This window comes from Nonomuraea sp. CA-218870, assembly GCF_050936535.1.
Classification (GTDB): domain Bacteria; phylum Actinomycetota; class Actinomycetes; order Streptosporangiales; family Streptosporangiaceae; genus Nonomuraea; species Nonomuraea corallina.
This window is the reverse complement of record NZ_JBNJMN010000002.1, coordinates 179,425-203,497: the sequence shown is the minus strand read 5'-3', so window position 1 is coordinate 203,497 and position 24,073 is coordinate 179,425. Positions and strand designations below refer to the sequence as shown.

Here is a 24,073-nt window from a genome sequence, read left to right as displayed (position 1 = left end):
AGTTCTACCCGCCCGAGGTGACCTTCCGTTGGTGCTGGGGCTTGCGGACTTTGAACCGGGCGATCGGCTTGGTGGTGGTGCGGGCGACCTCGGCGATGACCTGGCCGACATGCGTGGTGATGCGGAAGGTCCCGTCGGTGTCCTCGATGGTCACGGTCGTGGCGGCGTAGCCGATGCCCACACGGATGCGCTGGCCCGCGACCGAAAGCTGCCCGCGGCTGCTGACGCGCCGCTGCACGCGGACGGGTTCGGCGGCGAGGCGTGGTTCGGGCCCGGCGGGGCGGGCGTCCCGGAGGCGGGCCATCTCGGTGCTGGTGAGCGGGTTGGGCAGGGTGCGCAGCAGCGTGTGCCCATCGCTGAGGTGCAGCACGGCACCGTCGATGCGGACGGTCAACCGGCGCCCGGCGAACTGGTAGCCGACCGAGTGCTGCCGGCCGCCCAGGGCGACCAGGCCGCTGGCGTTGATGGTCCGGTCGACCAAGACCGCCTCACCGGCGCCGGGCCGGATCGGTGCGGGAGCGGGCCGGATGCGCCTGCCGCCCTCGACGATCAGCCGTTGCAGTTGCTGGTGGGTGAGCCGGGACGGGACCTTCTTGATCCTGACCCCGCCGGTCACCAGCTCGACGGTGCCGGTATCGGCCCGCAGCGTGAGGGTGAGGCCGGCGCGGTGGGTGCCCAGCCAGAACTGCTGCCCGCAAACGGCCAGGTTGCCCGAGGCGGGAACGACCCGGGTGAACTCCACGGCCAGCTCGACCGGGTCAACGTCGTCAGCCACCGGGTCGACCAGTAGCGGTGCCGGCGCCGGCTCAACCCGAGGTCGGGCTCGGACTCGGGCTGTGGTTCGGACGGGGCGCGCAGGGCCGGCGGCAGTCGTAGCGGCAAGGCGTCCTCGTGGCGGGGTTGGAACCGGTCGACGGGCCGGTCTATGTCCAGCGCCTGATGCGGCCGGTGGGTGTTGTAGTCGGCGACGAAGGCGTCCAGGACCTGCTGGGCGTGCTCGATGCTGGCGAACGGGCCGTGCTCGTCCAGTAGTTCCCGGCGCAGCGTCTGGTGGAAACGCTCGACCTTGCCGGTGGTGGTGGGTGAATGCGGACGGGCGAGCCGGTGCGTGATGCCGTTCTCACGACAGATCCGATCGAACAGCACCTCTCCGCCGCGGCCGAAGCGGGCTGTGAACTGCTTGCCGTTGTCGGTCAGCAGCTCATCGGGGATGCCGTAGCGGCCCAGCGCGTCGGCCAGGGCCAGGCAGACGGCCCGCCCGGTGGAGCGCGCCACCACGGTGGCGGCGACGCAGTAACGGGAATGGTCATCGACCCCGGTGACGATCTTGCACTCGGTGCCGTCGGCCAGCATGATCCCGCCGACGATGTCCATCTGCCATAACTGCATCGACTCCGAGCGCTGCCAGCGCGTGTAGTCCTCTCGTCGCCGGCCTCGGGGGTGACCTGCACCAGCCCGTGGCGCACCAGCACCCGGTGCACCGTCGCTTTCGACCGCACCGGCCCGGGGCAGCCGCGGCGGGTCAGTTCCCACACCAGCCGGCGGGCTCCCCAGCGGGGATGGTTACGCCGCAACTCGCAGATCAGTGCCTCCACCGCGGCCGGTGTCCGGGCCGGCGAGGAACGCGGGCGCGAGGAGCGGTCCGACAGCCCGGCCAGCCCCTGATCGCGGTATCGGCCCAGCCATCGATGAACGGCCTGACGGGAGACTCCGAATCGGCGGGCGACCTCGGTGACACTCGCCCCTGACAGCACCTGCAGCACGGCTTGATACCGCTGCTCGACCACGGACATATCCACCAGGGCCAATCCCGGCCTCCTGACGCACGACGCCGCAACGACGCACGCCAGACTGGCCGATAACGGCACCTGTCGCCCATGTCCTGGGACTCACGCGTCAAGCATGTCCCGGGACAGCACAATGTCAGGAAGATCACCCGATGAGACTTATCTCCACGTCTTCAAGGGCGGTCCGCTCCGCGGCCCGCCGCACGTCGGGCGGTCGCCGGCCGCCCTGCGGCTCTTCGGCCGGTCGCAGCCGACACCGCCCACGCGCTGATAGGCCAGCAGCGGACCATCACGAGAGTAGAAGAGACGCTCCGACCGTGATTTCCAGCTTCGAGGTGAGCGTCGCCGTGGAACTCGAATTCTGCGGAGTGACTGAGGATACCCTGATCACCGCGCGCATCATCGACCCAGGCAAGCTCAGTAGGCCACTCGCCGGGTCGATGATGTGCAAGGCGATCAGGGTAGCGATGTGTGCGGGACCGCACCAGGGCCTGGGAACTGCGCTGAAGCGGCGGATGTAACGATCTTCTTGATTTTCCAGGAGTGACTGTCTGATCTTGGATGTGCGGTTCATCATTGGGCCATGGCGCGTGGGTGGCGGACGGCGGGCGAGATAGCGGCAGGGCTCGCCCTGGTGGTGCTAGGAGTGCTGCTGTTCAAGACCGGCCTTAACCATGCCAACAAGGGGGCCTGCCTGATCGGTGTATTTGCGGCGCTGCTCGGCCTGGTTATTTCTGGGTACAGGGTAATGATCAGTCGCCGTGCTCTGCGGTCCGCCCCGCAGGCCGCAGGTGACAGAGTCCGGAACGCGGTCGATCGCCGCGCACACCATTTCCGGGAGCGTCTCCACTGGCGACACCGTGCCCTACAGTTCGGCCAAGAAGGGCAATACGGCAGGCAACACCCCATCGCCGATCCCATGCCCGCTGCCGAGCCGGCTCAGGTGACCACGACGGCGTTCTGGGTACGGTCGATCGCCGCGTCGACCATCTTCGGAGCTGCCGCAATAGAGCGGACTGCCAGCTATCGGACGAGCCTTCCACTCATGGACGTGCTCGAGACGTCCTCGTGGAGGACGATAACGATGACGCCTGCAATGACGTGCCACAACTAACGCGACCACCCAATTGAGTTCGAAGGACGCCCCATGCCCACTCAAGCCAAAGAGATATTTGAGGCGCAGAGCAAGAGCCTCCGTGAGTTGCTGTCGGACAATGGTCTCGGCCTGTACCTTCCGCCGTATCAGCGACCGTATGGCTGGGGTAGGGACAAAGTCGAGAAGCTGCTCGACGATACCCTCCACGGCCTGAAGAATCTCGGCGAGGCTTCCGACAGCTTCACATTCCTAGGCACCGTAATCACCATCCACGACGTCAATCACGTTACGGTGCAACCGATTCTGAAGCCCGAAGTGCCTTCCAAGGTTCTCACCGTGATCGACGGGCAGCAACGTCTGTCGAGCCTGCTCCTTCTGCTCGTGAGCCTTCACAATCTGATCCGTCAGCACTCGTGGAGGGTCTTCAAGGGCAAGACACCGGATTCCACGGATCCTGCCGGTGTCGCGCTCTACTCAGAAACCGTTAGCATCCTGCAGACCCTCAGCACTGCTTTTTATGAGCGAAAGAACTTCGGCGATGCGCCGATCTATCCCCGCTTGATCCGCGCCTTCACCGACCAGTGGTCCAAGGATGCAAAGCTCAAACTATATGAGTCTCCAATTGCGAACCTAATCTACGTCTACTCGGTGAAGGCAGACGCGGAGCCCCCAACCGTGAAGCCGACCGACTTCAGGCCGAAGGCGCGTTCCGGTGCGGGTGAGAGCGAGAGCGATCTAATCAAGCGGTTCAGCGAGATCCGTACCGCGCTAACCAAGCTCGCTCAGCGCAAACCGATTGAGGAGCTTGAGGGTTTGCCGCCGCTCTCGATCTTGGCCACTCAGATCGAGTTTCAGCGTGCGCTATTCAACCATGAACTCGACCCCGAGCTATGCAGGTGGCTATGCGAGCTGGAAGACGAGCCTGAGGCCGTCTTGATGCGTCTCGTGTTGTTCGCCGCCTATGCCCTGAACCGCATTGCGCTGACTGTGGTGCAGGGCAAGGACGAGGACTATGCCTTCACCATCTTCGAGTCGCTGAACACAACCGGTGAGCCCTTAACTGCCTTCGAGACATTCTTGCCGCGCGTTGTGATGGCAGAAAAAGTTCAGGACTACCGGGGCTCTAGCGCGCACGAGCGGATGAAGGCTGTCCAAAGCTACCTTGACCGATTTGACGTGGGAGAGAAGCTACAGAATGCGACACGTGAGCTGCTAGTAACGTTTGCCCTTGCGGAGACGGCCAAGAAGCTCTCAAAGCGGCTACCTGACCAACGCGTCTACATGAAGGACACCTTCGACCGCCATAGGGACTCCGACGAAGATCGCGCTGCGTACTTGCGTCACCTGAGCGACACAGCGACCTTCGTTGGCACGACGTGGGAGCCGGCGAAGGACGCTACCCGTCAACTCGTCGGACTCCCCACCTCCGCCATGACGGACACGGTCAAGCTCTGTCTAGCGTTCCTGAAAGACCTCAACCACACGATCGCCATTGCACCCCTGCTACGGTTCTACTCCGAGGCTGTTCATGCAGAAGAGGGTGAGGAGCGGGACAGACGAGTCGCGGAGTTTGAAACGGCAATCAAGGCAATCACCGCCTTCACAGTCCTCTGGCGAGCAACCCGACGTGGCACCGGGAACATCGACAGCCAGTATCGAGCCATCATGGCGGGTGACTCCTCGCTGACTGGCATGGGCCCTCTCGCGCGTCAGCGGGCGGTGCCGGACCAAAACGAGCCTGAGCCGATGGTGGACGCCGAAGCCCTGAAGAAGGAGCTCGCGGCGCGCTTGTCCAGTACCGACAAGAAGTACGGCGGCATCCCGAACCTTGCGTCGTTTCTGGCAGCGGCAACAGCGTTGCCTCTCTATACGATCAGCCGGCCACTGACACGCTTCCTTCTGCTGGCGGCTTACCACGACACCATCGAAGACCCTGACCGTCCCGGCTTGATAATGCAGGGGAAGGTGGGTGTGGCTCCGTGCTTCACGTCAGACGGCTGGTTCGATGAAACACACTTCACGATCGAGCACATCGCTCCGCAGCAAGAGACTGGTGGATGGCACAAGGGGTTCTATAGCGAAAAAGAGATCGTTCACAAGATCGGCAATTTAGTCCTTGCACCGGGGGCTGCTAACGCGTCACTAAGTTCGCGGCCGTGGACTGAGAAGAAGGTGCTGTATGCCGCACTTGGCGCTACGACAACCGGGGAGGCCGAGATCATCCTCAACGAGTCGGGCATGACGTTCGCGCAGTCCACCCAGGAACTGGCCCAGATGTCACGTTACCTGCCGCATCTGCGAGCGCTCGGGCAGCGCGATGCGGAATGGGATCCGGCTTTCATGGATCAGCGAGCCGCCGTTCTCCTTCGGCTCGCCTACACACGGCTGAAGGACTGGCTCGGCATCGCGTGGTCAGAGTCGACGACTGATCCAGTAGTCCACCATGTCGATGACGAGGTTGAACCCGACGATGGTGAGGACTCCGCGGAAAACACCGTCTGAGTCGGCTTGGATCACATAGCAATCCACAAATCGGTTCATTTGGCGAGCCGTCGACGTGATTGAAGGAGCTACACGGCCTCGGAGCGTGGAGTGTTGCTGGCAGTAGCCGTACAGCAACGCCGCCTTACACAATCACGCCCGAGGCCCGCAGCTATCGATCAGGCAGGGCGGCAGGCCATCGACGAGAGGTCTGCCTTTCCTACGGATCGGATGATCAGAGTTCAGGCCGTGACAACCACCGGTTAAGTTCGCGCTTTCCAGGGCAAGGGACATCGGCTGCGTCACTCTCCTTCATCGGGGCCTGCACTGGGGTGATCACGGCTCAGTTGACGGCAGCGCCCTCAGCTGCCAGTCACGGCAAACTGATAGCCGCCCAGCTATTTGCGGAGATCGGCATGACGGCTCTTCGAAGTTAAGCGGGGTTGAGGCATCCGCGGCTACGTCGGGTGGTGGCGCATCGGGTGCGTAGCCGTTGATTTTCGGGGTTGCGGAAGCCGTAGGCGTCGCGGGCGACGGTTTTGATGACGCGGTTGGTGCCTTCGGAGCCGGCGTTGGTGATGCCGGTCTGGATGAACGCGAGGATCTCGGGCCACCAGGTCTCGATCGTGGTGGCCAGGCGTTCGAGTTCGGCCAGGCCGGAGGCTGCGCATCGGTCGTAGAAGCGAAACAGCCGATTGCTGATCATGCTGCGGTCAGGGTGGGTGCGGGCCAGGGCGAGCAGGTCCAGCAAGTCTTCTGTGGCGTTCCAGGCGGCCAGGATCGGCCGGCCCAGTCGGGCGGGCAGGGCCTGCAGGTCATCAACCATCGGATCCAGCTGGCGGCCGTGCATCCGGGCCGCGGAGCGAGTGAGCCGGTTGCGCAGTTCCTACTCGCGGTTACCTTTGCGCCCGCGCCGTCCGCGGACCTGAACGGTGAGGCGGCGACGGACCTCGGTGAGGGCCTGGTTGGCCAGCTGGACGACGTGGAAGTGATCGACGACCAGTGTGGCCTGCGGTAACGCGACGCGGACGGCAGCTTTGAAGATGGTGCACATGTCGATGGCGACGAAGGCCACCTGCCGCCGCCAGGTGGCGTCACGCTGGCTGAGCCAGTCGGTAACGGCGGCGATGGTGCGGCCCTCGACCTGGCCGAGCAGGCCCTGGTCGCCGGACAGGTCCACGAATCCGGTGTGCCAGCGATCCACCGCCGTCGTCCAGGTGCCGGTGGCCTCCTCCAGCACCCAGCGAGGACGGCCTCGCCGGACCTCGTCGATGCCCAGCACCGTGACCGGTCCGGGCTGGGCGGGCAGCACCCGGCGTGCGTGCTCGGTGAAGGCGGCGGACACGATCGGCCAGGACACTCCGTGATCTCGAGCCGATTGGATCACCGTTCGCCCGCCGTCGCCCACGGCGGCACCACTGACCTGGCGTAATCGCACGGTGAGTCGAGACCGGGCGGGAATCTGCGGCACCTGCTCGGTGAACGTCCGACGCGGGCAGGACACCTGGTCACAGCACCAGCGACGCTTGCGCCAGCGCAACGCACACCGCCGGCCCGCCACGGGCAGGTCCCGCGGACGGGTGGTCACCCACTCCTTCACCCGGACCGCGGCGACCCCGCATTGGGGACAGCATCGGGCCCGTTCATCGGCGGTGGCCAGGTGCACCACCGGTCCGTCCTGCACCCCGCCACCTGCGGCGACGACCTTTGTGACGGTCACCCCGTCCAGGCCGAGCAGCAGCGTCGTATCGTTGACCATGCTCGTGGCTCTCTGACGTGATCTTCTTGCCTCGACAACAAGAAGAATCACCGAGAGCCACGAGCTCTCTCAAGCCTCCTGCACCAGGCGGAACCTCAGACCCCGATTAAGTTCGAAGAGCCGGCATGACCTGCACCTACTTCGCCAACTCCCCCACACTTTAGGCCTACGCCGGCGCCGCCCCGATACCTCCCAAGCGGGCGCAGCCGAGGCATCGTCCACCGCCGGTCAAGAGCCGGCGCCTGACCTCGGTCGGCTACATTTGGCCCTTCGTCGAGCCCACAACGGCTGCCGCAAAGAACGCGGCGACCGGCACTCCGCCGCGTTGCGGGAACCTATGCAACCGCTGCCTTGCCACCCACCAGGCCTACAGCAAACACCTCGCCTGACCAGTCTCCCTGGGCGCTCCACCGCCCCCAGGCCCCCGCGAGCCGCGGCAGCCATCGACGCCCAACTCCGCTGATCACAACTCGCCGTAAGCGTCGATGGTCACCGCGGACCGAGCGAGCTCGACGCCGCCGCCGATCGGATGCCTTGTAGCAGCTCAGGTCATGCACCAACCCGAGTCACAGCCTGCGTCGACAATTCCAGGCTCCCGGGGCGTCAGCTGAATAGCGCGGTCGAGCGAGACTCCGTAACGGGTCAGGTAGGCGGCATCCCGTCCCAACATTGCCCGCTTCTCGTTTAGCGTGGCCTCGAGTTTCTCGCACTTGGCAAAGAGTTCTGGCTCATGACGTCGCTGATGCCGCCACGCATCCACCGTTTTGAAGGGACAAAAGAAGCATGCGCTCTTTGGAGGCACAGGAAGCCCGGCGGCAGTGATGATCTGTACACAGTCATCGCGGCGGAGAGCGAGATCGAGAAGGGGATACTCGATTTGCTCATACGGGTCGCTTCGACGCTTGTTGGCTCGCTGAATCTCATCCAAAGAGATCCCAACACCGACAATCGCAGGACGGTTCGCTGTCGCGCCATGCTCTTTCAGCCACTTAGCTACTACCTTGATCTTGAAGTCTGTTGTACAAGATCGTCGGCCGGGCGCACCGTTGTCCATGCGGATGGGTATTGGGATTGATCGCAACCGCGGCCGATGGAGACGCCCCCAAAGGGTTTCGATGCTCCCATCTCGCCGTCGGCGCTGTATCTCATGTATGTCGATGCCGTGCTCTCTGGCGTACCCAGTGGCGATCTCGCGCACGTAAGCGAGCGTGGACGGATGCTCGCTATCGTCTCCGACGTTTGCGAACAGGAACGTCGGGAAGTCGATCTCGCGCTGTGCGGCAAGCACTAGCAACGCAGTCGACTGAACCCCTCCGCCGTACGAGATCACTCGGAGAGCCTCTCCCCGGGCTGTCTTCATACGGTGATTTCTTCGACGGCCGGATGGGGCTGCTTTTCCTGAACTGGCCATTCGACACCTCCCCTCTGACCATAAGTTTTTACGGTCATAGGGGTCAAGCATTTTCCGCCATCGAGCGGCTACGCTTCGCGTGATAGCGAGTGGATCTACGAGAGGAGACCTAGGTTACTGGTTCATACCGCTTGGCGAATCATGAGCAGATTAACCGTCTTGGTTTGGTCTATGCGAGTTGGATAGGTGAGGTCTGATTTCAACGGCATGGCCAGCGGCGAAGACGTTTTCAAGAAAGCTGGTGGCAGCTGGACGCTCCTCGCTGGTGAAGGTTCGTGCCGCGGGGACGGCTCCCGGCTGTCCTGGCTGAGGGCTAGCAAGCCGCCGGCGGCTCGGTTGCGCTCTCTCTCCGGCGCGGATTCGTGCGACAGCTGCTCGCGAGATGGAACGGTCTCGCCGCTCAGCGTCGGCAAGGATAGTCTCCAGGCTCCACAATGGCGAGCCCGACAGGATGAGGTCAGGATCAGGAAGAGTGCCACGGTTGCGCCACTGCCCGATAGCAGACGAGTTCTTGCCGAAGATCCAGGAGATTTCTTGGATTCCAATCAGAGAGGGCACATGGTCCGTGTCTTGCGTGACATAGCCACCCGGAATGCCCGCTTTATAGCCGTCAAGCCACTGCAGGTCCATCTCCCGGTAACCGGGTTTGGAGAGCGCGAGGACCGTAGGCAGCAGCCAGTAGGGACTACCAGAGATTACCCAGTCCGGTTCTCGGAGCAGAGATCGCTTGCGCCATTGCAGCGGAGCGTCACGGGCCACCCGAAAGAGGCGCGCGATCTCATGGTAGCCGAGCAGGTACGGAATGCGCTCGGCGCCCATGGCCACGTTCTCCCCACACCGTTGAGCCTCACGGCCCCATCCAGGCCGTGCAAAGGCCACATTAGCGCGCCTCTGCGAAGGCACACTGACACCAGTCGGCCGACACAGAACCGGGAGAATGCGTCCTGCAGGTACACCAGGCGGAGGACCGCAGCTGGTGTGGTATTCAACCCCTTCCCGGCCGCCTCTACCGCTTAGGGAAGGGATTGAAGCTCACAGCGCATCAGAGATGGCAGACGGCGCATCCAACCTGATCGTCGTCCTCATCGTGCGCGTCGGACAGTATCTCGAGAAGGGGACGGTTCGGCTTGATGCGTCGGGCAGCGCGTTCCATCGCGCCGCGATGCTTTGCCTCTATCTCTTGTCGCCGGGCAAGCAGTTCATCGAGTGACTCACCTTGAGACCAGGTGTACTTGCGCCCCTTCATGGCAGTCTGCTGGTAATTGACCTTCTCCTCGTAGGCGACGGCCTTCTCGAACAGCTCGGGGTGGCGGTCCTTGAGCCCGACCCATTCGTGCTTTCGCTGGAAGAAGCAGAAGTAGCAGCCCGAGCGGGTGCGCCATTCGTAGTAGGCCGGCAGGCCAATGCCCGCTTCGTCGAGGATGCGATCGACACCGGCCCGATCGATCCCATCTTCTCGGAAGGGAAAGACTGCGGTGATGTTGGGCTTGGTGCTGACGTAGCCGAGGCGGTTCTCATCTGCACGGATGGCTACGTAGGAGATGACCTCGTCATCGCCGACCCAGGCCTCTAGCGGCTTGATCTTGAGATTCTTGGTGCACCAGCGCATCTGAGGGCTTGGGAGGGTCCCCTGGTAGACCTCGAGCCAGTGATCGAAATCGCGGCTGGAGTTGAGCCGTTCGATCGGCTTGCCAAGCGCGGCTTCCAGCCGGTTGAGGTACTCGTAGGTTTCGGGAAGCTCAGCGCCGGTATCGCAGAAGAAATACTCCATCTCGGGGACCCGGTCGCGCATGTAGATCGCCAGGGCTGAGGAGTCCTTCCCTCCAGAGATTCCCAGCACATGCCGAGTCCCTCTGCCAGAGTCGTTGGCCTTGGTCACAGCTTCTCCTCCTCCTGGGGGTCATGGTCAGAGTCCGTCGCGGTGAGACGCTCCGCAAGAGCGGCAAGCAAGATACGCGCACCGCCAGGCCCTAGCTCTTGCTCAGCTTGCCTTATGACACCGACAACCAGAGTCTCGGCAGTGTTCCTGACCTTCTTGGGCACATGGATGAGCGTGCGAACTTCTGTCCCTTGAGGTGTGGTAAGTGTCAGCAGGTGGGTGTCGATCTGCTTAGGTTCGGGCGCGCGAGTCTGAGGTGCTGGTACCTCCTGCACCTGATAGAGGTGGCCGACACGGTCAAGGCGACGGGCCATCTCTCTGACACGCGGATAGAAGCTGTCGACGTCCTGGTCGGTCCAGTCGCCGAGCGCCTTGTTAGTGAGGCGAATGATGATCGGATCGAGCCAGTCCTCATTCGGCAGGCTGGTATTGAGGACACGGGAGACGAACCCTTGCAGATCAAGCTCGAGGCTGGCGTCGGCGAAGCCGCTGAGTGCCTCTGCTAGCTCTGACCGCAGTTGGGTGAGGTCCCCGGCGATACCGAAAGCCCGGCCTATCGCGGCTACGACGTCTCGCCGCAGTGCTGTGCTAGCTCCGGAGATAGCGTCCAGGGCGTTGGTCACCCGAGCGACGTACGAGTCGGCGGCCCGCTCGTCTTTAGTCGCGTTGGCAGGAATGGCGTTGAGTGCAAGTGCCTGTGGCAGGGCGGTGAAGACCAGTTGGTCGGGGTCGGTTGCCTCGGAGAGGACTTTTCGTACCTGCAGCGCCTCCGGAGTGAGGCGCTTGGTGTGGAGCGCGTAGGGAGTAAGCACCATGACGCGCTCGAGCATGGCCCGAGTCACTGCCAGCAGCGCCGAGTTGCGGGCGGTACGAGAACGGGGAGCATCAACGTTGAGAGCCGCCGCAAGGCGCTCAACAACCAGGCTGCGCTGCCCTTCTCCGATCGGTACGGCCTTGACCGTAAAACGGTAGGGCCCCGTATCAGCAAGCAGGCGCTCGATGATCTCCGGGTTGAGCCGCGGACAATAGTTGCCCTCTTCGAACAGCGCGACGTCGGAGCTGCGGAGAATCAGCGCAGCGACCATCAGGATCGGGACAACGCCGGACTTGACGCCGAAGGGCGGCGCCATCAGCTGCTCGTAGATGTCGACAATCGGGGTGGGCTGAGCAGCATCAGTGAGTGCCTGCTCTAGTCGCTCCCAGGTAGGGGTGACCTCTGGATGCTTCTTTGGATCCGGCCGGGAGACACCGTGGGTGGCGAGGGTCTGGGCCTGTATCGCCTGGCCTACCTCCTTGGCAGCACGATGCAGGCCCAGGTACTCCACGACGCCGTGGTACATGGCCCGTTCCTGCGAGTACTTGGTGGTGTCATATCCCAGCACCGCCAGCCCCGTGTTGGTCACCAAGTCGGACAGAAGCACACGCCGTGCACGCGCGCCGTTGCTGGTGAGTTCGTGACGGCCGGCCATCTCGTTGCGGATGTGCGGTGTCTGCGGGTACACCCGGTCGCAGGCAGCCGACACCAACGCACCGTAGCTTCGAGCCTCGATAGGCTCGCTCCGTTCGGAACGGGTGTCCTGCCCGCTCTGCCACAGGTACCAGGAGGACACTTCGCCCTGCGGGTTGAATGCCTCGTCTAGCTGGGTTCCCAGGTCTTGTGAAATCTCCGCGATGCGTTCTTCGATCTCGCGTCCCGCCACGAGATCGATGTCGTCCTGGTGTCGGAGGTCTTCGAGGGCTCTGAGGGTGATCCCTGCATCGAGGATGGCGGCAGGGTCTTTCGTGGTTCCGATGAGTACGGGCAGTGGGGAGTTGACCAGTGGCCGCGTACCGGGCTCTCCAAGATGGAAGATGATCATCCCGTCGGCCGCGTCGCTCACGACGCCAGGACCGTCGAGTTTGTCGGCCTGAAGACTGATGGCGGTGCGGAAGTACCGCAACATCCCCGTGCGCTGCATGTGCGCTCCAGCAACCACCTCCCTGGGCAAAACCGTTCCGAGATGCTCGCCCAGGTGGTCAACGACATGGCTGGGGGCAACGTGGCCAGCGATTTCCTTGACACGGGCATCGATGTCGATGTTGGTTCCCTGCCAGACCCTGTACTCATTGCTGTAGGTCCGGTGGGTGAGGAACCCAGTTTCGACGAGATGCTGCAGTCGCTGCTGCAGTATCTCGAATCGCTCAGGATCCGCGGCGTTGCTCGGATCGTTCATGGCGAACTGGATCATCGCCGGGGTTGCCCGCAGAACGCCGTCGACATCTATGAGGTTCAGGATGCCGATCGTCTTGAGGATGTCTCGGTCCTCGGGGGGAAGCCCGTGGGCCTCGTTGAGCCGGTTGTCGACCTCCAGCCAACGACTGGCGTTGGACGAGGCCAGGATGGTGGTACGACCGGAGGCGAAGAAATAGTCATACAGCTGGGGCAGCAGGATGGTGGAGGCCCGCTCCGATTCAGAGCTTGAGGCTTCATCGATGGTACGGCGGACCGTGTTGGGCTCGTCGTTGGTGAGAAACCCGACGAGGCTACGGTCGTGCTGACCGATTTGGAAGGCTAGGAGCGGCGCCGCCACGGCGGTAAGGGGATGCAAGGGGTAGAGGCCGGCGAGCATCTCCGGGGAGATGTGGACCACAGAATCGAGGCCGTGCTCGGTCCAGGCTTGGGCGGCCGCTTCCGCCTGCCTGCGGATGAGCTGCTGGCCAGCTTCAGCGACGGCGGACTGATCGAGGCGTCTTTGCAGGAGGTGAACGGCATCGCCGAGATTCGGCGTGAAGGTGATGTCTTCGAAGCGGCCTTGGACCTTGGCCCATTCCTTGGTCTGGATCAGGCTGGATCGCGCTGCATAGTCGCTGAAGGCCAAGTGCTGCAGGGTGAAGATGAACAGCGGAAGTCCTGACCGTCCCGCGCCCTTCTCGGCGAGCATCTGTAGCAGGAACACATCGTTCTCGGCGCTGCCAGAGTCGCCCGAGGCGGCAAGGTATTCCAGCGACTTGCCGAACTCATCGAGAATCAGCAGAACCGGGTGGCCGGTGTCACACAGCGCGGTAAGCGCGTCCAGAAGGTTCTCGGTCGTCGGAACTTCACGCTCTGCACAGGCGTGGAGGGCTTGTACCACGTCCTTCGGTGGCTGTTTCCTCCATCTGCGTTCCACGGCGGTGGCCAATGCTCGATACACGGTGACGGCCAGGGGTTCACGGCGCGCAGTCGCCACGGCACCCAGGAACCCCTTCTCGGCACGTTCGTCACGCGCCTGCTCCATGCGCGCAGCGAGTCCTGGGCTCGTAGCCTCCACGGCTTGCCGAGCCTCGTCCTGCCGCTCCGGGTCATGGCCCAAGAAGGCGTCGAGCAGGTTCGATAGTGTCGACTTTCCTGAACCGTAGGGGCCGGTGAAGGACCACGCACGTGTCCTCTTGAGGTCGGCGACCGCGTTCGCCACACGATCGAGAACGTCCAGCGCTCTTGCTCCCACGTAGGGGGAGTTCAAGTGGGGTTCGCGGACATCACGCTCAAGGTTGGTGGAACGTAGTTCGGAGCCAACCAGAGTGATACCTGCGGGAAGCTCAGCGACGATTCGGTCCTCGTGAGTGCCAGGGAGGGGATTGATGGTTGTAGTCACACCTGCTCCTCGATCAATTCCAGGGCTCCGGGCTGCTCAGATAGCTGCTCGCGTTTGCGGCCCTTGCCAGCGTGCTTCAGACCGGGGTAACGCTGTTTCCACTCGTCTGCAGTGGGAAATCCGTCCTGGCGGCGAACGTGGCCATAGTGACGATCGAGGATCTCCCAGGCCAGTTCCTGAGGATTAGCCGCAAAGGACAGGCTCCGCTGGCCTAGCGAGTCGGTGATCTGCATGTCATCTTGATCCGCGACCAACGGTTCGATGACCTTGATGAGCTCGGGTTCTCTCATGCGGAAGGCACGCCCGGGAGCGCCAGGCTCGTTGGCGAGTCGTGCAAGCGAGATGGAATTGCCTCCAGTGACATGGGATGCATAGTCGAGGCATGCGTAGAGCAGTACCGCTGCGGGGAGGTTGACCCGCGACCGGGTGGTGAATCGCCAGACCCGGCTCTTGCCCTTCCCCTGACCTTCCAGCAAGCCGAGTTCCCGGAACGGGCTCATTAGCTGGTCTTCGAAGCTGCCCTGCGATTGCGGGTTGGGCTCCAGGTCGAGGGCGTACATCTTTATGAGGCAGTCCACGTCTCTCTTGATCGACTCGGCGGCTGGCACAGCGTTCTCGGCATAACTCTCGTTCACGTGTCGGGTGATCAACGTGATCATCTCCGCCGTCGTGACCTTGGAGAAGGGGGCCAAGTGGAACATGACGTACCAGCTGGGCACCATGCACTTTGCCCCTTGTTCCCCGGGCTCACTGGACAACAGCCACCAATGCAGCAGCCACAGGCTCCCCGTGTCTTCCAAATAGGGGTCCGCCCCGTTCTTGCCAAGCAGCCACTCCGCTCTCCAGGTCGGGGAGGCGATGTAGGCTCGGTTTGAGGGATCGGGGTGTGGGTGTTCTCGGGTGAGTTTGAATGCTTGCGTCCAGAACCGAATGGCGTTGACCATGTTACGGCCGACGCCCAGCAGCACAGGCGCGTTCTCCCGGTGAAAAATGTCGCTGCCGCCCTCACCGTCCCGAACGATCTCGGTGTGGGCTTTGTAAAGCCAGCCATAGCGAGGAGCGAAGGTCTCGTGCCGCGCGAATCTCGGCTCTGTCGCTTCTGCCAGCCGGCTGTCGGACATGTGCTGGATCCTTTCGATGGGTAGTGGTGGGTATACGCTTCAAGACGACGATGCTGGCTCTGAAGTGGCCGCCATGGCCGTTCGAACCTCTCCAACAGCCCGGACTGTTGCTTCTACAGCCCGTTCGACGTCGTGCTCGGTGGTGGCGTATCCCAAGGAGAAACGCAGCGTGGAATCAGCGTCTGGTCGACTAAGCCCCATCGCCAGCAACACGTGGCTTGGGGTGGGGGCGCCCGAGGCGCAGGCGCTGCCATCCGAGGCAGCGATCTCCGGCATAGCGGCCAGAAGTGCATCCGCTGGCAGCCCAGGGAGGGTGACGCTAGTGACGCCAGGCAGCCGTGGAGAGCGAACGCCGTTGATATGGCAGTCGGGCAGACGAGAAGTCAATCCCTCCTCGAGCACGCCACGTAGAGCGGTGACACGAGTGGATTCATTTTGCAGGTGAATCCGTGCTGCTTCGGCGGCAGCGCCTAGTCCAGCGATACCGGGCACGTTCAGCGTTCCTGCGCGCCAGCCCCGCTCCTGACCACCTCCGATCAGAAGCGGACGATGAGGCACGGACGCTCCGCGGCGAACGAATAGTGCACCGACACCCTGCGGGCCGCCAAATTTGTGAGCCGACAACGACACCAGGTCGACATCAAGTTCGCTCAGATCTATCGGGAGCCGACCGACATACTGTGTGGCATCTGTGTGGACCAGCGCCCCTGCCTCGTGCGCCAGTTTGATGATGGGCTCCAGGTCGGTCAGGACGCCGGTCTCGTTGTTGGCCAGCATCGCCGAGACAACCGCCACCTTGCCCTGACGGCAAGCCGCTTCCAGAGGCGCCAGCTCGACCGCACCGTCTCGGTCCACGGGCAGCTCAACTAGCGTGCCGGGACCATCCACGGTGATGGCACGCGCCGCCTCAAGGATCGCCGGATGTTCAACGGCAGTGGTCACAAGGATCCCGCCGCTCGAGTAGCCTGCACGAAGTGCCAGGTTGTTCGCCTCGGTGGCTCCGGAGGTGAAGATGAGTTCGCCCGGCGCACAGTTGAGCAAGCGGGCGAGCTGCTGACGCGCTAGCTCGACACGCGAGGCCGCATCACGGCCGGCCGCATGGACGCTGGAGGCGTTACCGACGCTTCGCAGGGCGTCCAACATGGCTTCAAGTGCCTCATGACGCAGAGGCGCAGTGGCGTTGTAGTCGAGATACACCTCTTCCGCGCGATCAGGATCAATCGGCACGTGTCGCTCCATACGCCGCTGCGCCTCCCTCTAGCTACGCCTGGGGGATTCCAAGATGGGCCACGCTCGCCCCACCAGGAGTGCTCTGAGATCCTAGCTAACCCCTATGGCATCATGCGTTGCCTCACAGAAATGAAGCGAGATCGAAGCCCGAGTCGGCTTGCTCACGAGCACCGGATCCTCCTCAGGCTCGTTGCCGAAAGCAGCCTGAGGTCTCTGTAGCTCGTCTTACACCCTCGTAGGGAGCAACTCGAACGGCCGCCGGCGCACGTCACGCACCGACCACTACGACGCCTACTGATCCACCCATAGCGGGCGTTAGGCCCCCACCTCGCTATACCGCCGCGGCGACAGTCTACGATGAGCGAATCCGAATGATGTATCGGAGCCTGGTGTGGCGAGGCGGTGGATTGCGATCGCTGATGTCCACTTCGCTGCGACTGAACCGTGGCGATGAGGGCCGCGCTCGAGCGCGAGCAAGGCAACGGTCCTGCTGTGTGCAAGAACGGCACCGCCTATTGATCGCAGGGTGAGCCGCGATCGATGCCCTCCTCAAGGAGCTACGCGATGTCATCAGCCCATCGCTGTCGGGAGCCGACATCGCTCGAGACCATATGTGCTGGCCTCGCTTCTCAAGCCTCCCACGCGACAACGCACTGAACGGATAGCCAGACTAGTGAGACCAAGCTCGAGCGCTCCAGTACCAACCCATCTGCTGAGCGACCTCATTTCCGATAGCCTCAGCCCTACTGCTAACCCGCCATAGCCTAATTCCGGCTCAACGTTTCAACTCCAGACTTAGCAGGCAGCCAGCCAGCAGCGGCACAATCTATATCGGCCCAATATGGGGCGCAAACTTAAAATACTAGACCGCGATATTCGTGGGAGTTTTCCTCTACAACGAGGGAAAAGATATCTGCGGCGACATACAACTTCGGCATGGCCAGATTATCTTGCTCCCGGAGGACCTCTAAAAGCGCAGGCGCACCAACCTCTGCATATCGATTTGCTAGATCGATGACCTTTCTGACATCGGAGGCATCTTTAGAGTCATGACCAAACTCATAGACAGCCAGAACTGTCAGCAAGTCTCCTCGCCAATCTTCAAACATGCGAATATCGTTCTGATTCGGTCCCAGGTTCACGAATTGCTTACCAGTAGCCTTTTCGGCAGGCTTAAGGTCATGGTGCACTGCCCAGGCAATGGACATGAACCAGAAGTCGATCAAGCGGCTGAAGGCGGTTTGGTCTGGTGATCGATGAGACGAAACGGCCTGTTGCTTGATCCATGAGTTGACAGCTTCTCGTGTATCTGGCGGCAAGAGGAGTTTGTGCTGGCTGCCTGTGAATGTCAATCCGGTCATGCATTCCCCCTAGAGTGGCGAACTGTTTGGGCGAGACGTGAAGCGAGGGTCAGTCGCGTAGGAAACATGTTCGCAGATATGGCAGTATTCGTTGATACCGCACTCGCAAATAACGGTTTGCCGGCCGTTGATGCGACTAGGTGCAGCTCTTACCACGTCGACTCCGACATGGGATTGATTCGTAACAGTGTAAGTACGACCCGCGGCTTCGATCAGATCTTGGCGGATTTCATCGTCCATCAGATCGTGAGTATGTCCAAAGATGATGGGTTGTCCGACTCGCTGACCGTCGACAAGATAGCGCACCATTCGTCGTAGCACTCCGCCAGAGAATGCATGAAGCAGCGAATCAGCAACGAACGGTACACTGCTGGCGGTCGTTTCAGCGAGCGCAAGAACGAAAGAGACGGCCAGTGCCCTTCGAGAAGCTCCATTAGCAATGCCTAGCGGCTTATCCTGCTTGCCATCCTTGGCATAAAGCTCATAGTCATTCTGCGAACTGGCTATTCTGGCTCTGGTTCTGACGCCAACCTTGCTGAAGTGGCTGTCCTCCGTCGCACCAATCACATCCCGGAAGATACGGTTCATGGAGTTGGACAGCTCTTCCACTTGCTTAGACTCAATTGCATAGAGCGCTGAGCTCAAAAGAGTTTCCAAATCGGCACATACCTCGGCCCGATCGCGAAGGTCTTGCGATCGCCGTTGGCCAGCGAGCAAAGTGCGTATCTTTTCAGAAGCGCTTCGGAGGCTCGTGTTAATATCCTTGAGCTCTTTCTCCTTAGCAGCAATCCGTTCGCCTAGTTGGCGATGAATGCCACGAAGCTCCTGCACATGCCGGTCGCGTTCCTCGTATGCAGCTCCTTCAAGAGCATGGGCTGCGTCGCGTTGTTTTTCTTTTAGAACATCGAGCTCGCTGCGCACATTATTAATGTCCTGATCGAGATTACCGAGATTCTGCCTATAGTCCTCGACATCTTCTATCCAAGCGCCCCCAGACCTCCCTATCGCTTGGTTTCCCAACCGTTGCGCACAATTCAAGACATTGTCGAGGAACTGAGCACTCTGCTGATAGTTTTCTGAATCTGCGAGCCTCCTCTCCACAAATGCCTTACGCTCGGGATGTTCAGCAAACGAGACGCCGCATACGCATTTGCCATCATTCAGCAGGCGTGGGAGAAGAGTTATCTCGGATGGAGGAATCAGCCCTTGCCTTTTCATTGGCTGCAGACGCCGGAAAACGGCATGGATGACACGCAGCATAAGAAAAGAACTGAGGCGAGGGTCGCGATCGACACAGGCACTAAGAGAACTAATTAGGCTCGCACGCTGTTCCAATAGTGCGCTTAGGCGATCCTGAGCGTCGCTGACCTGTCGATTGATCTCAGTCGAGGCAGTTAGACGCGCTATATCTGCCTTGAGCTTGCCTTCATACTCATGTAGATCTTTATCCACAGTGGCGTATTGCAGCTGAAATGCCTCCAGCTCTTTCGTTGCGTGGTCCCTCTTATCCTCTAGCTCTCTAAGGTGCGCAGCCAGCTGCTCCTGCTGAGCGTTACCTGAATCTTGTCCCGCCTGCTGAATATGATAGTTGTGGCGACGACTAAGGCGTTCAACGGAACCACGAAGCGAATCTAGGCCAAGCAGATTATTAATGGACTGAGTCGTCATCGACCGCATGACAGAATCATCGTGAGCGCCCTCAGGGCCCCCGACAAACTGCACAGCCTTATCTGCATCAATGAAGAAGAAGTCGCGCAGCTCGGGCCGGAAGTATCGCCTCATTAGTAGTGCAAGGCTCTGGCTATCGGCCGAATCCCAGCTTCCGTCGCTGATGTTTCTAAAGTAGAGCTTAACCTCTTCCCTGTAGTACTTTACTCTTCCACCAGTGGAAGAGGTAGTCGCATGGCGAACCAGCTTATAGTTTGCTGCATTGCGATTGCTGCGAACCTCGAAAAGAAGCTCAACGGTGGTCTGAACAGGCTGATCGTCGGACCAGACAGGGCGAATAGGGTGTAGTACCTCTTTCATTTCAGGCAGGCCCTGCTCGCCATAGAGCACCCACAAGAATGCGCGCATCAATGTGGTCTTGCCACACTCATTTTCCCCTCGAATAACAGTAAGGGGGCGTGCCGGATCCGTTGAGAACTTGATGTGGGCTTCAGGGTACAGCGCAAAGTTCTGCACCGTTAAACTATGAAAGCGAATCATGAACTGCTCTAGCTCCGCTTCTCATTGATAGTCCGAGCTACTTTGCTTACTACCTCATCGTATTTCTTATCGATGGCCGTGCGCTTTTCAGCATGCTCGGCAGTCAGCTTGTAACACTCCACTGCAGCCTCGACGAGCACGTCCCGATAACCAGAGAACCGTTCATCTACACCCTGTGCAGCCTTCTGGATTTCCTCACGAATACGTTCGATGTTCGAAGTACCATCGCCACGCTCAGCCGAAGTACGCACCATGAACCTCCCGGATCTTAGCTAGGACTTCTTGGGCATTCCGGGCATACCGCCCAAATGACCTGACTCGATCGAGCTCGCGGCTTATTGTGTTCAAGACACTGTCTTCATATCGTATAGAAGCCGGTGGAGGCAAGGCAATCATGTCCTGGATAGTGGCATGCTCCTTCCCTGGTGCACGACGAAGGATGCGGCCCCGGCGCTGAATCCACTCACGTTCGACAGTCGAAGATGCTAGGAGGATCGCCTCCCTCGCTTGAGGGATATCAATTCCTTCGTCGAGAACCTTCTTGGCAAGTAGCACTTGGATGTCGCCGGACGAGAATGCTTGCAATATCCTTCTCAGCTTTGCCTTGTTTCTTGATTCCGCTTGAGTAACACGAGCATACGGAATAAGTCGTTCATCTAGAACTTTGGCGGCAGCTTCCATCTGAAGCGGATTTTTCGATGTGGTGTACACCAATAGATGACGTGGGCGATCATAGCTTCGCAGAATTTCTGCAAGGCGCTCGATCTTTGCTTCTGCATTTTCAGAAACCTCTCGACGCCTGATAAGCCAGCGACGAAGAGTTTCATCCCGCGGGTCAAACTTGCCAGCCGCTCCAACCCTTCGGGATATTTTTTCAGATAGCTCCTGAAATTTGGCGAACTCAGAGTCCGTCAGATGCGTTATTGTGAAGTTGTAATCATAAGGTGTTAGGCAGAAGCCGATAGCCTTATCGAGGCCGAACTCGTAAACCGTGGCACCAAAGTAGGAAATTAGTTCGCCAGTCCCGTCTTCATCATATTGGCGAACGGGAGTCGCGGAGAGGCCCAGGCGCATTTGCAGAAACTCCGGCGTTTTAGATAGAAATGAAGGAGTTCCAAGCGTGTGCACTTCGTCGGCAATCAACAGCACGGCAAGATTTGGAGCCATGCGCTGCGCATGCTTCAGTGTCTCCTGGAAAGAAGTCGATGTTAGGGCTTTATTGGTTACTACAAGGCACTCGGTAGCTTCAGAGCTAGGAGATCTCAGCCGGTGAAGCACATTGGCCAGTACGCTTTGGCCGTCTGGAGTTCCGGGGCTCGGATTGAGTGGGTTAAGACCGAACTTTACACACTCCTCGTTCCATTGAAGTGTCAGAGCGGTAGTAGGGGCTGAGACAACAATCAGGAACGGTCCAATATGTTCTTGTCGCGCTCTGTAAGCGGAAATTAGCGAGCTGATCGTTTTTCCGGCTCCTGTAGCCATCGCTAGGATGCCACGACGGCCGGCGGACTCCCATGCCTGAACAGCTTCGCCTTGATGTTTGTACGGCCCCACCTTCCATTCTAGATCGGAAGGAATCATGAAGCTTCGGCTTGAACGCACCAGCCTCCTGCTGCTAGAGAGTTTATCTTTTCGCTCGGCTGCCTCATATTCCAGAGTTGTTGGACGTTCGTTGGGGGCCAGTTTGATCAGCCGTTCTTTAAGGGCAATAGGCATCGGAACGGTGCGTTCAAGTATGGGGTCTCGTCCCTTTGCCCAATCTGCAATCATTATCTCGGCGCTTCGAACTCTCTCAGAGCTAATTTTTTCCCATGAGCAGTCCACATCCATGTGCTCCACCGCACGTTCGTGTGCCCGCCCTGTTGCGTTCGCCGATCCTCTTACGGCTACAGCCTCATGGCCGTCTGTGAAGAGCCACATCTTGGGATGGTAGTTAGCGTATGGGAGCGGGATTGCGACCGATATGTCCATACGCCTCGTTGCGACCATCCAAGCTAGGCACTCGACGGCATGGTTGGAAAGTGCCCCAGCGTTTGGATGGGCAGCCTTTATGATTTCTTGTTCGATTCGATCGGCGACTTTCGTAGGGTCGAAAACTGCTTCTTCGATAACCTCGTGTTCAACCGGGAACAGTGCTGGTGCTATCGTGAATTCGATTGGGCACACATCACTTCGCTGGAGATAGATGGCCAGCCCTGGTGCGAGACTACGGATCCATCCCGCTGTGAACCAGCCAAATGCGCCTTGCACTCGTGTTGCCTGGCGAAATGCTGGTATTAGGATATCCGTTGCAAGAGGGTCGTTAGGGAGTCGATAGAGGGCAGGGCGGAGCGTAGGCTCATCTCGGAGCACGTTGGCAGCTCCTCTTCAGCAAAAGCATGGCTGCTCCAGTGGGATGCATGGTGGTGCCGGGGATACTACAGCCAGTGGCTGCGACGCCAGTTGTAGTCTAGAGCGGTTTGGCCTCTTGCGGAGGATAGAGCTTGGCGAGATTAGATGACATATGGTGCTATTTGAGTATTTTATCCACCTTCGCGCAGCGAACGCCGATGCCTTTAGCGTGCAGCAGGCAGACTTCTTGCTGCATAGGCATGGTTCAGGAGCCAGCCGGCCCGTATCACCTGGATAGCGGGACGATCACGGTCTTCATGACTGGGCCGCCGGGGAGATGCGCGGGATGATCTTGCATGGGACACGCGCTGCGCAGGCTATTTGCCCAGCTCAAGCTATCCGAGGATGCGGATTAGCTCACGCTCTCCTAAAGCGAGTGCCGCTGGTTCGATCCTGCCAGGGCGCACTCATCTGGTAGCCCATCCCATAACCCCGGCCACACCCAGCCAAACATCAAGATCAACGCTTGCGCTTTTTCCGGCGCCCACGGCCCCCCGGTGGCCGGGTAGGGACCAGGCGGAGAGGGTGGCGGCCGGTCCTGCGGAGCGGCTCGGCCACCTGCTCGCGCAGCTCCCGCATCCCCACGACATCAGGGCGCCCCGACACCAGAACCGCCTCCACGAACTCGTAAGCGTCCCCACCCCCCATCCTCCTGAGCTGCTCGACCAGCCCTTCGGGCCCCGCGAGTTCCAGCACCGACAGGAAGTTCTCCGCCCCCCAGCAGCAGGTTCTCCCGCTCGCTCAACGCCTCAGCCGTCATCTCCCCGGCGTCGATGAGCTGTGTCCACACGGCGGGCCCGAGGACCGGGTCGTCCCGTAGGTCCTGCAGCAGCCGCCTCCCGGGAAGGGCGTCGGTCAGGACGCGCAGCATCGCCCCCGCCCGCGTACGGAATGGGCATTCCCGTACGGCCTGTACCAGCGTCTCGATGTCCTGCCCCGGCTGGGCCAGCCACCCGTGGAGCTCCGCGACGGCGTCCTCCGGTGGGTAGTGCTGGGCGAGCACTCCGAGCAGTTCGGCCGGCGGGGCGGTGGCGAGTTCGCCGACGAGGGGGGCGTCGCGGCCGTCGGCGAGGAGGCGGTCGCGGACGCCGCGCACGCCGAGCGCGGTGAGGCGGACCAGCGGGAGGTCGGGCTCGGCGAGGGCGGTGCGCAGGCGTTCGACCGCGTCGGAGGGCAAGGGCTGGTCGTCGTGGTCGAGGTCGCTCGCGTAGAGGGGGTCGGCGGGGCCGCGGCTGAGTTCCACGGCCCCGAGGTCAGACAGGATCTCGAACATGCGCCCCAGGTCCTGGGCGACCTCGCGGCGCCAGAGATCGAGCAGGCGCTTCTCCTGGTCGAGGACGAAGTATTCCTGGCAGGCCAGCCATACCGTCTCTTCGAGCCGGACGACCGGCATCTCGTCCATCCCGTACATGGAGTTGAGCACGTCCGGCAGGATCTCGTCGAAGACCTCGGCCAGGATGGGCTCGGGCCGCCACGTCGTGACGGGCACGGTGACCGCGCGTCCCAGTTCCGGCAGCGTCTCGAACGCGCGCCGCCACAGCGTCTCCGGGTCGCGGAGCAGGGGTGCGGCCTTGGCCACGCGGAGGAGCCGGCCCTTGCTGGTGCGGGTGAGGCGCAGCTTCTTGGCCCAGGCGAGCAGCAGGTTGAGCTGCGGCAGGTCGGCGGCGCTGCGGACGCGCAGCTGGTCCTCGCCGGTGCCGAGCAGGGCCGACACCTCGAGGGCGTCGGCGACGCG

General features: G+C 61.3%; 14 protein-coding genes and 2 pseudogenes. 3 read left to right on the top strand and 13 right to left on the bottom strand.

The genetic code is table 11. The features are described 5' to 3' along the window. Positions 1-4: 4 nt before the first annotated feature. Positions 5-1,793 (bottom strand): annotated as a pseudogene (locus ACQEUU_RS29605) (IS481 family transposase). 311 nt (positions 1,794-2,104) lie between these two features. Here ACQEUU_RS29605 and ACQEUU_RS29600 point away from each other — a divergent pair. The 3 genes from ACQEUU_RS29600 (at position 2,105) to ACQEUU_RS29590 (ending at position 5,385) form a co-directional block, all read left to right on the top strand. Then, the gene (locus tag ACQEUU_RS29600) at positions 2,105-2,308 is read left to right on the top strand and encodes a hypothetical protein (protein ID WP_433072382.1); all 204 of its coding nucleotides are present in this window, start codon (positions 2,105-2,107) and stop codon (positions 2,306-2,308) included. Between the two features lie 125 nt (positions 2,309-2,433). After that, positions 2,434-2,901 carry a hypothetical protein gene (locus ACQEUU_RS29595; protein ID WP_433072381.1) on the top strand — a complete coding sequence of 156 codons (468 nt, stop codon included), beginning with the start codon at positions 2,434-2,436 and terminating at the stop codon, positions 2,899-2,901. 33 nt (positions 2,902-2,934) lie between these two features. Further along, entirely contained in the window at positions 2,935-5,385 is a 2,451-nt protein-coding gene (locus ACQEUU_RS29590) for a DUF262 domain-containing protein (protein ID WP_433072380.1), read from the top strand. A gap of 412 nt (positions 5,386-5,797) precedes the next feature. On the opposite strand, the pseudogene ACQEUU_RS29585 reads toward ACQEUU_RS29590, so the two are convergent. The 12 genes and pseudogenes from ACQEUU_RS29585 to ACQEUU_RS29530 form a co-directional block, all read right to left on the bottom strand. Beyond that, positions 5,798-7,123 (bottom strand): annotated as a pseudogene (locus ACQEUU_RS29585) (ISL3 family transposase). Positions 7,124-7,667: 544 nt separating this feature from the next. Continuing rightward, positions 7,668-8,453, bottom strand: a complete 786-nt coding sequence (locus ACQEUU_RS29580; protein WP_433072379.1) for a phosphoadenosine phosphosulfate reductase — start codon at positions 8,451-8,453, stop codon at positions 7,668-7,670. Positions 8,454-8,684: 231 nt separating this feature from the next. Then, the gene (locus tag ACQEUU_RS29575) at positions 8,685-9,353 is read right to left on the bottom strand and encodes a hypothetical protein (RefSeq protein ID WP_433072378.1); all 669 of its coding nucleotides are present in this window, start codon (positions 9,351-9,353) and stop codon (positions 8,685-8,687) included. 223 nt (positions 9,354-9,576) lie between these two features. Continuing rightward, a complete protein-coding gene (locus tag ACQEUU_RS29570; RefSeq protein ID WP_433072377.1) occupies positions 9,577-10,413 on the bottom strand; it encodes a phosphoadenosine phosphosulfate reductase family protein in 837 nt (278 codons plus the stop codon). Then, a complete protein-coding gene (locus ACQEUU_RS29565) occupies positions 10,410-14,027 on the bottom strand; it encodes an ATP-binding protein (protein ID WP_433072376.1) in 3,618 nt (1,205 codons plus the stop codon). Before ACQEUU_RS29565 ends, ACQEUU_RS29570 begins: the two co-directional genes overlap by 4 nt. Then, entirely contained in the window at positions 14,024-15,148 is a 1,125-nt protein-coding gene (locus ACQEUU_RS29560; protein WP_433072375.1) for a DUF4007 family protein, read from the bottom strand. The genes ACQEUU_RS29565 and ACQEUU_RS29560 overlap by 4 nt, the downstream gene beginning before the upstream one ends. Before the next feature lie 39 nt (positions 15,149-15,187). Beyond that, positions 15,188-16,375: a cysteine desulfurase family protein gene (locus tag ACQEUU_RS29555; RefSeq protein WP_433072374.1), complete on the bottom strand. Its 1,188-nt coding sequence runs from the start codon at positions 16,373-16,375 to the stop codon at positions 15,188-15,190. A gap of 857 nt (positions 16,376-17,232) precedes the next feature. Continuing rightward, the gene (locus ACQEUU_RS29550) at positions 17,233-17,739 is read right to left on the bottom strand and encodes a hypothetical protein (RefSeq protein ID WP_433072373.1); all 507 of its coding nucleotides are present in this window, start codon (positions 17,737-17,739) and stop codon (positions 17,233-17,235) included. Positions 17,740-17,748: 9 nt separating this feature from the next. Beyond that, positions 17,749-19,947: an AAA family ATPase gene (locus ACQEUU_RS29545; RefSeq protein ID WP_433072372.1), complete on the bottom strand. Its 2,199-nt coding sequence runs from the start codon at positions 19,945-19,947 to the stop codon at positions 17,749-17,751. Positions 19,948-19,955: 8 nt separating this feature from the next. Beyond that, entirely contained in the window at positions 19,956-20,201 is a 246-nt protein-coding gene (locus ACQEUU_RS29540; RefSeq protein WP_433072371.1) for a hypothetical protein, read from the bottom strand. Beyond that, positions 20,182-21,867 (bottom strand): DEAD/DEAH box helicase family protein, encoded by a 1,686-nt coding sequence (locus ACQEUU_RS29535; RefSeq protein ID WP_433072370.1) that lies wholly within the window; start codon positions 21,865-21,867, stop codon positions 20,182-20,184. Before ACQEUU_RS29535 ends, ACQEUU_RS29540 begins: the two co-directional genes overlap by 20 nt. A 1,060-nt stretch (positions 21,868-22,927) precedes the next feature. After that, a complete protein-coding gene (locus tag ACQEUU_RS29530; protein WP_433072369.1) occupies positions 22,928-24,052 on the bottom strand; it encodes a hypothetical protein in 1,125 nt (374 codons plus the stop codon). Positions 24,053-24,073: the final 21 nt, after the last annotated feature.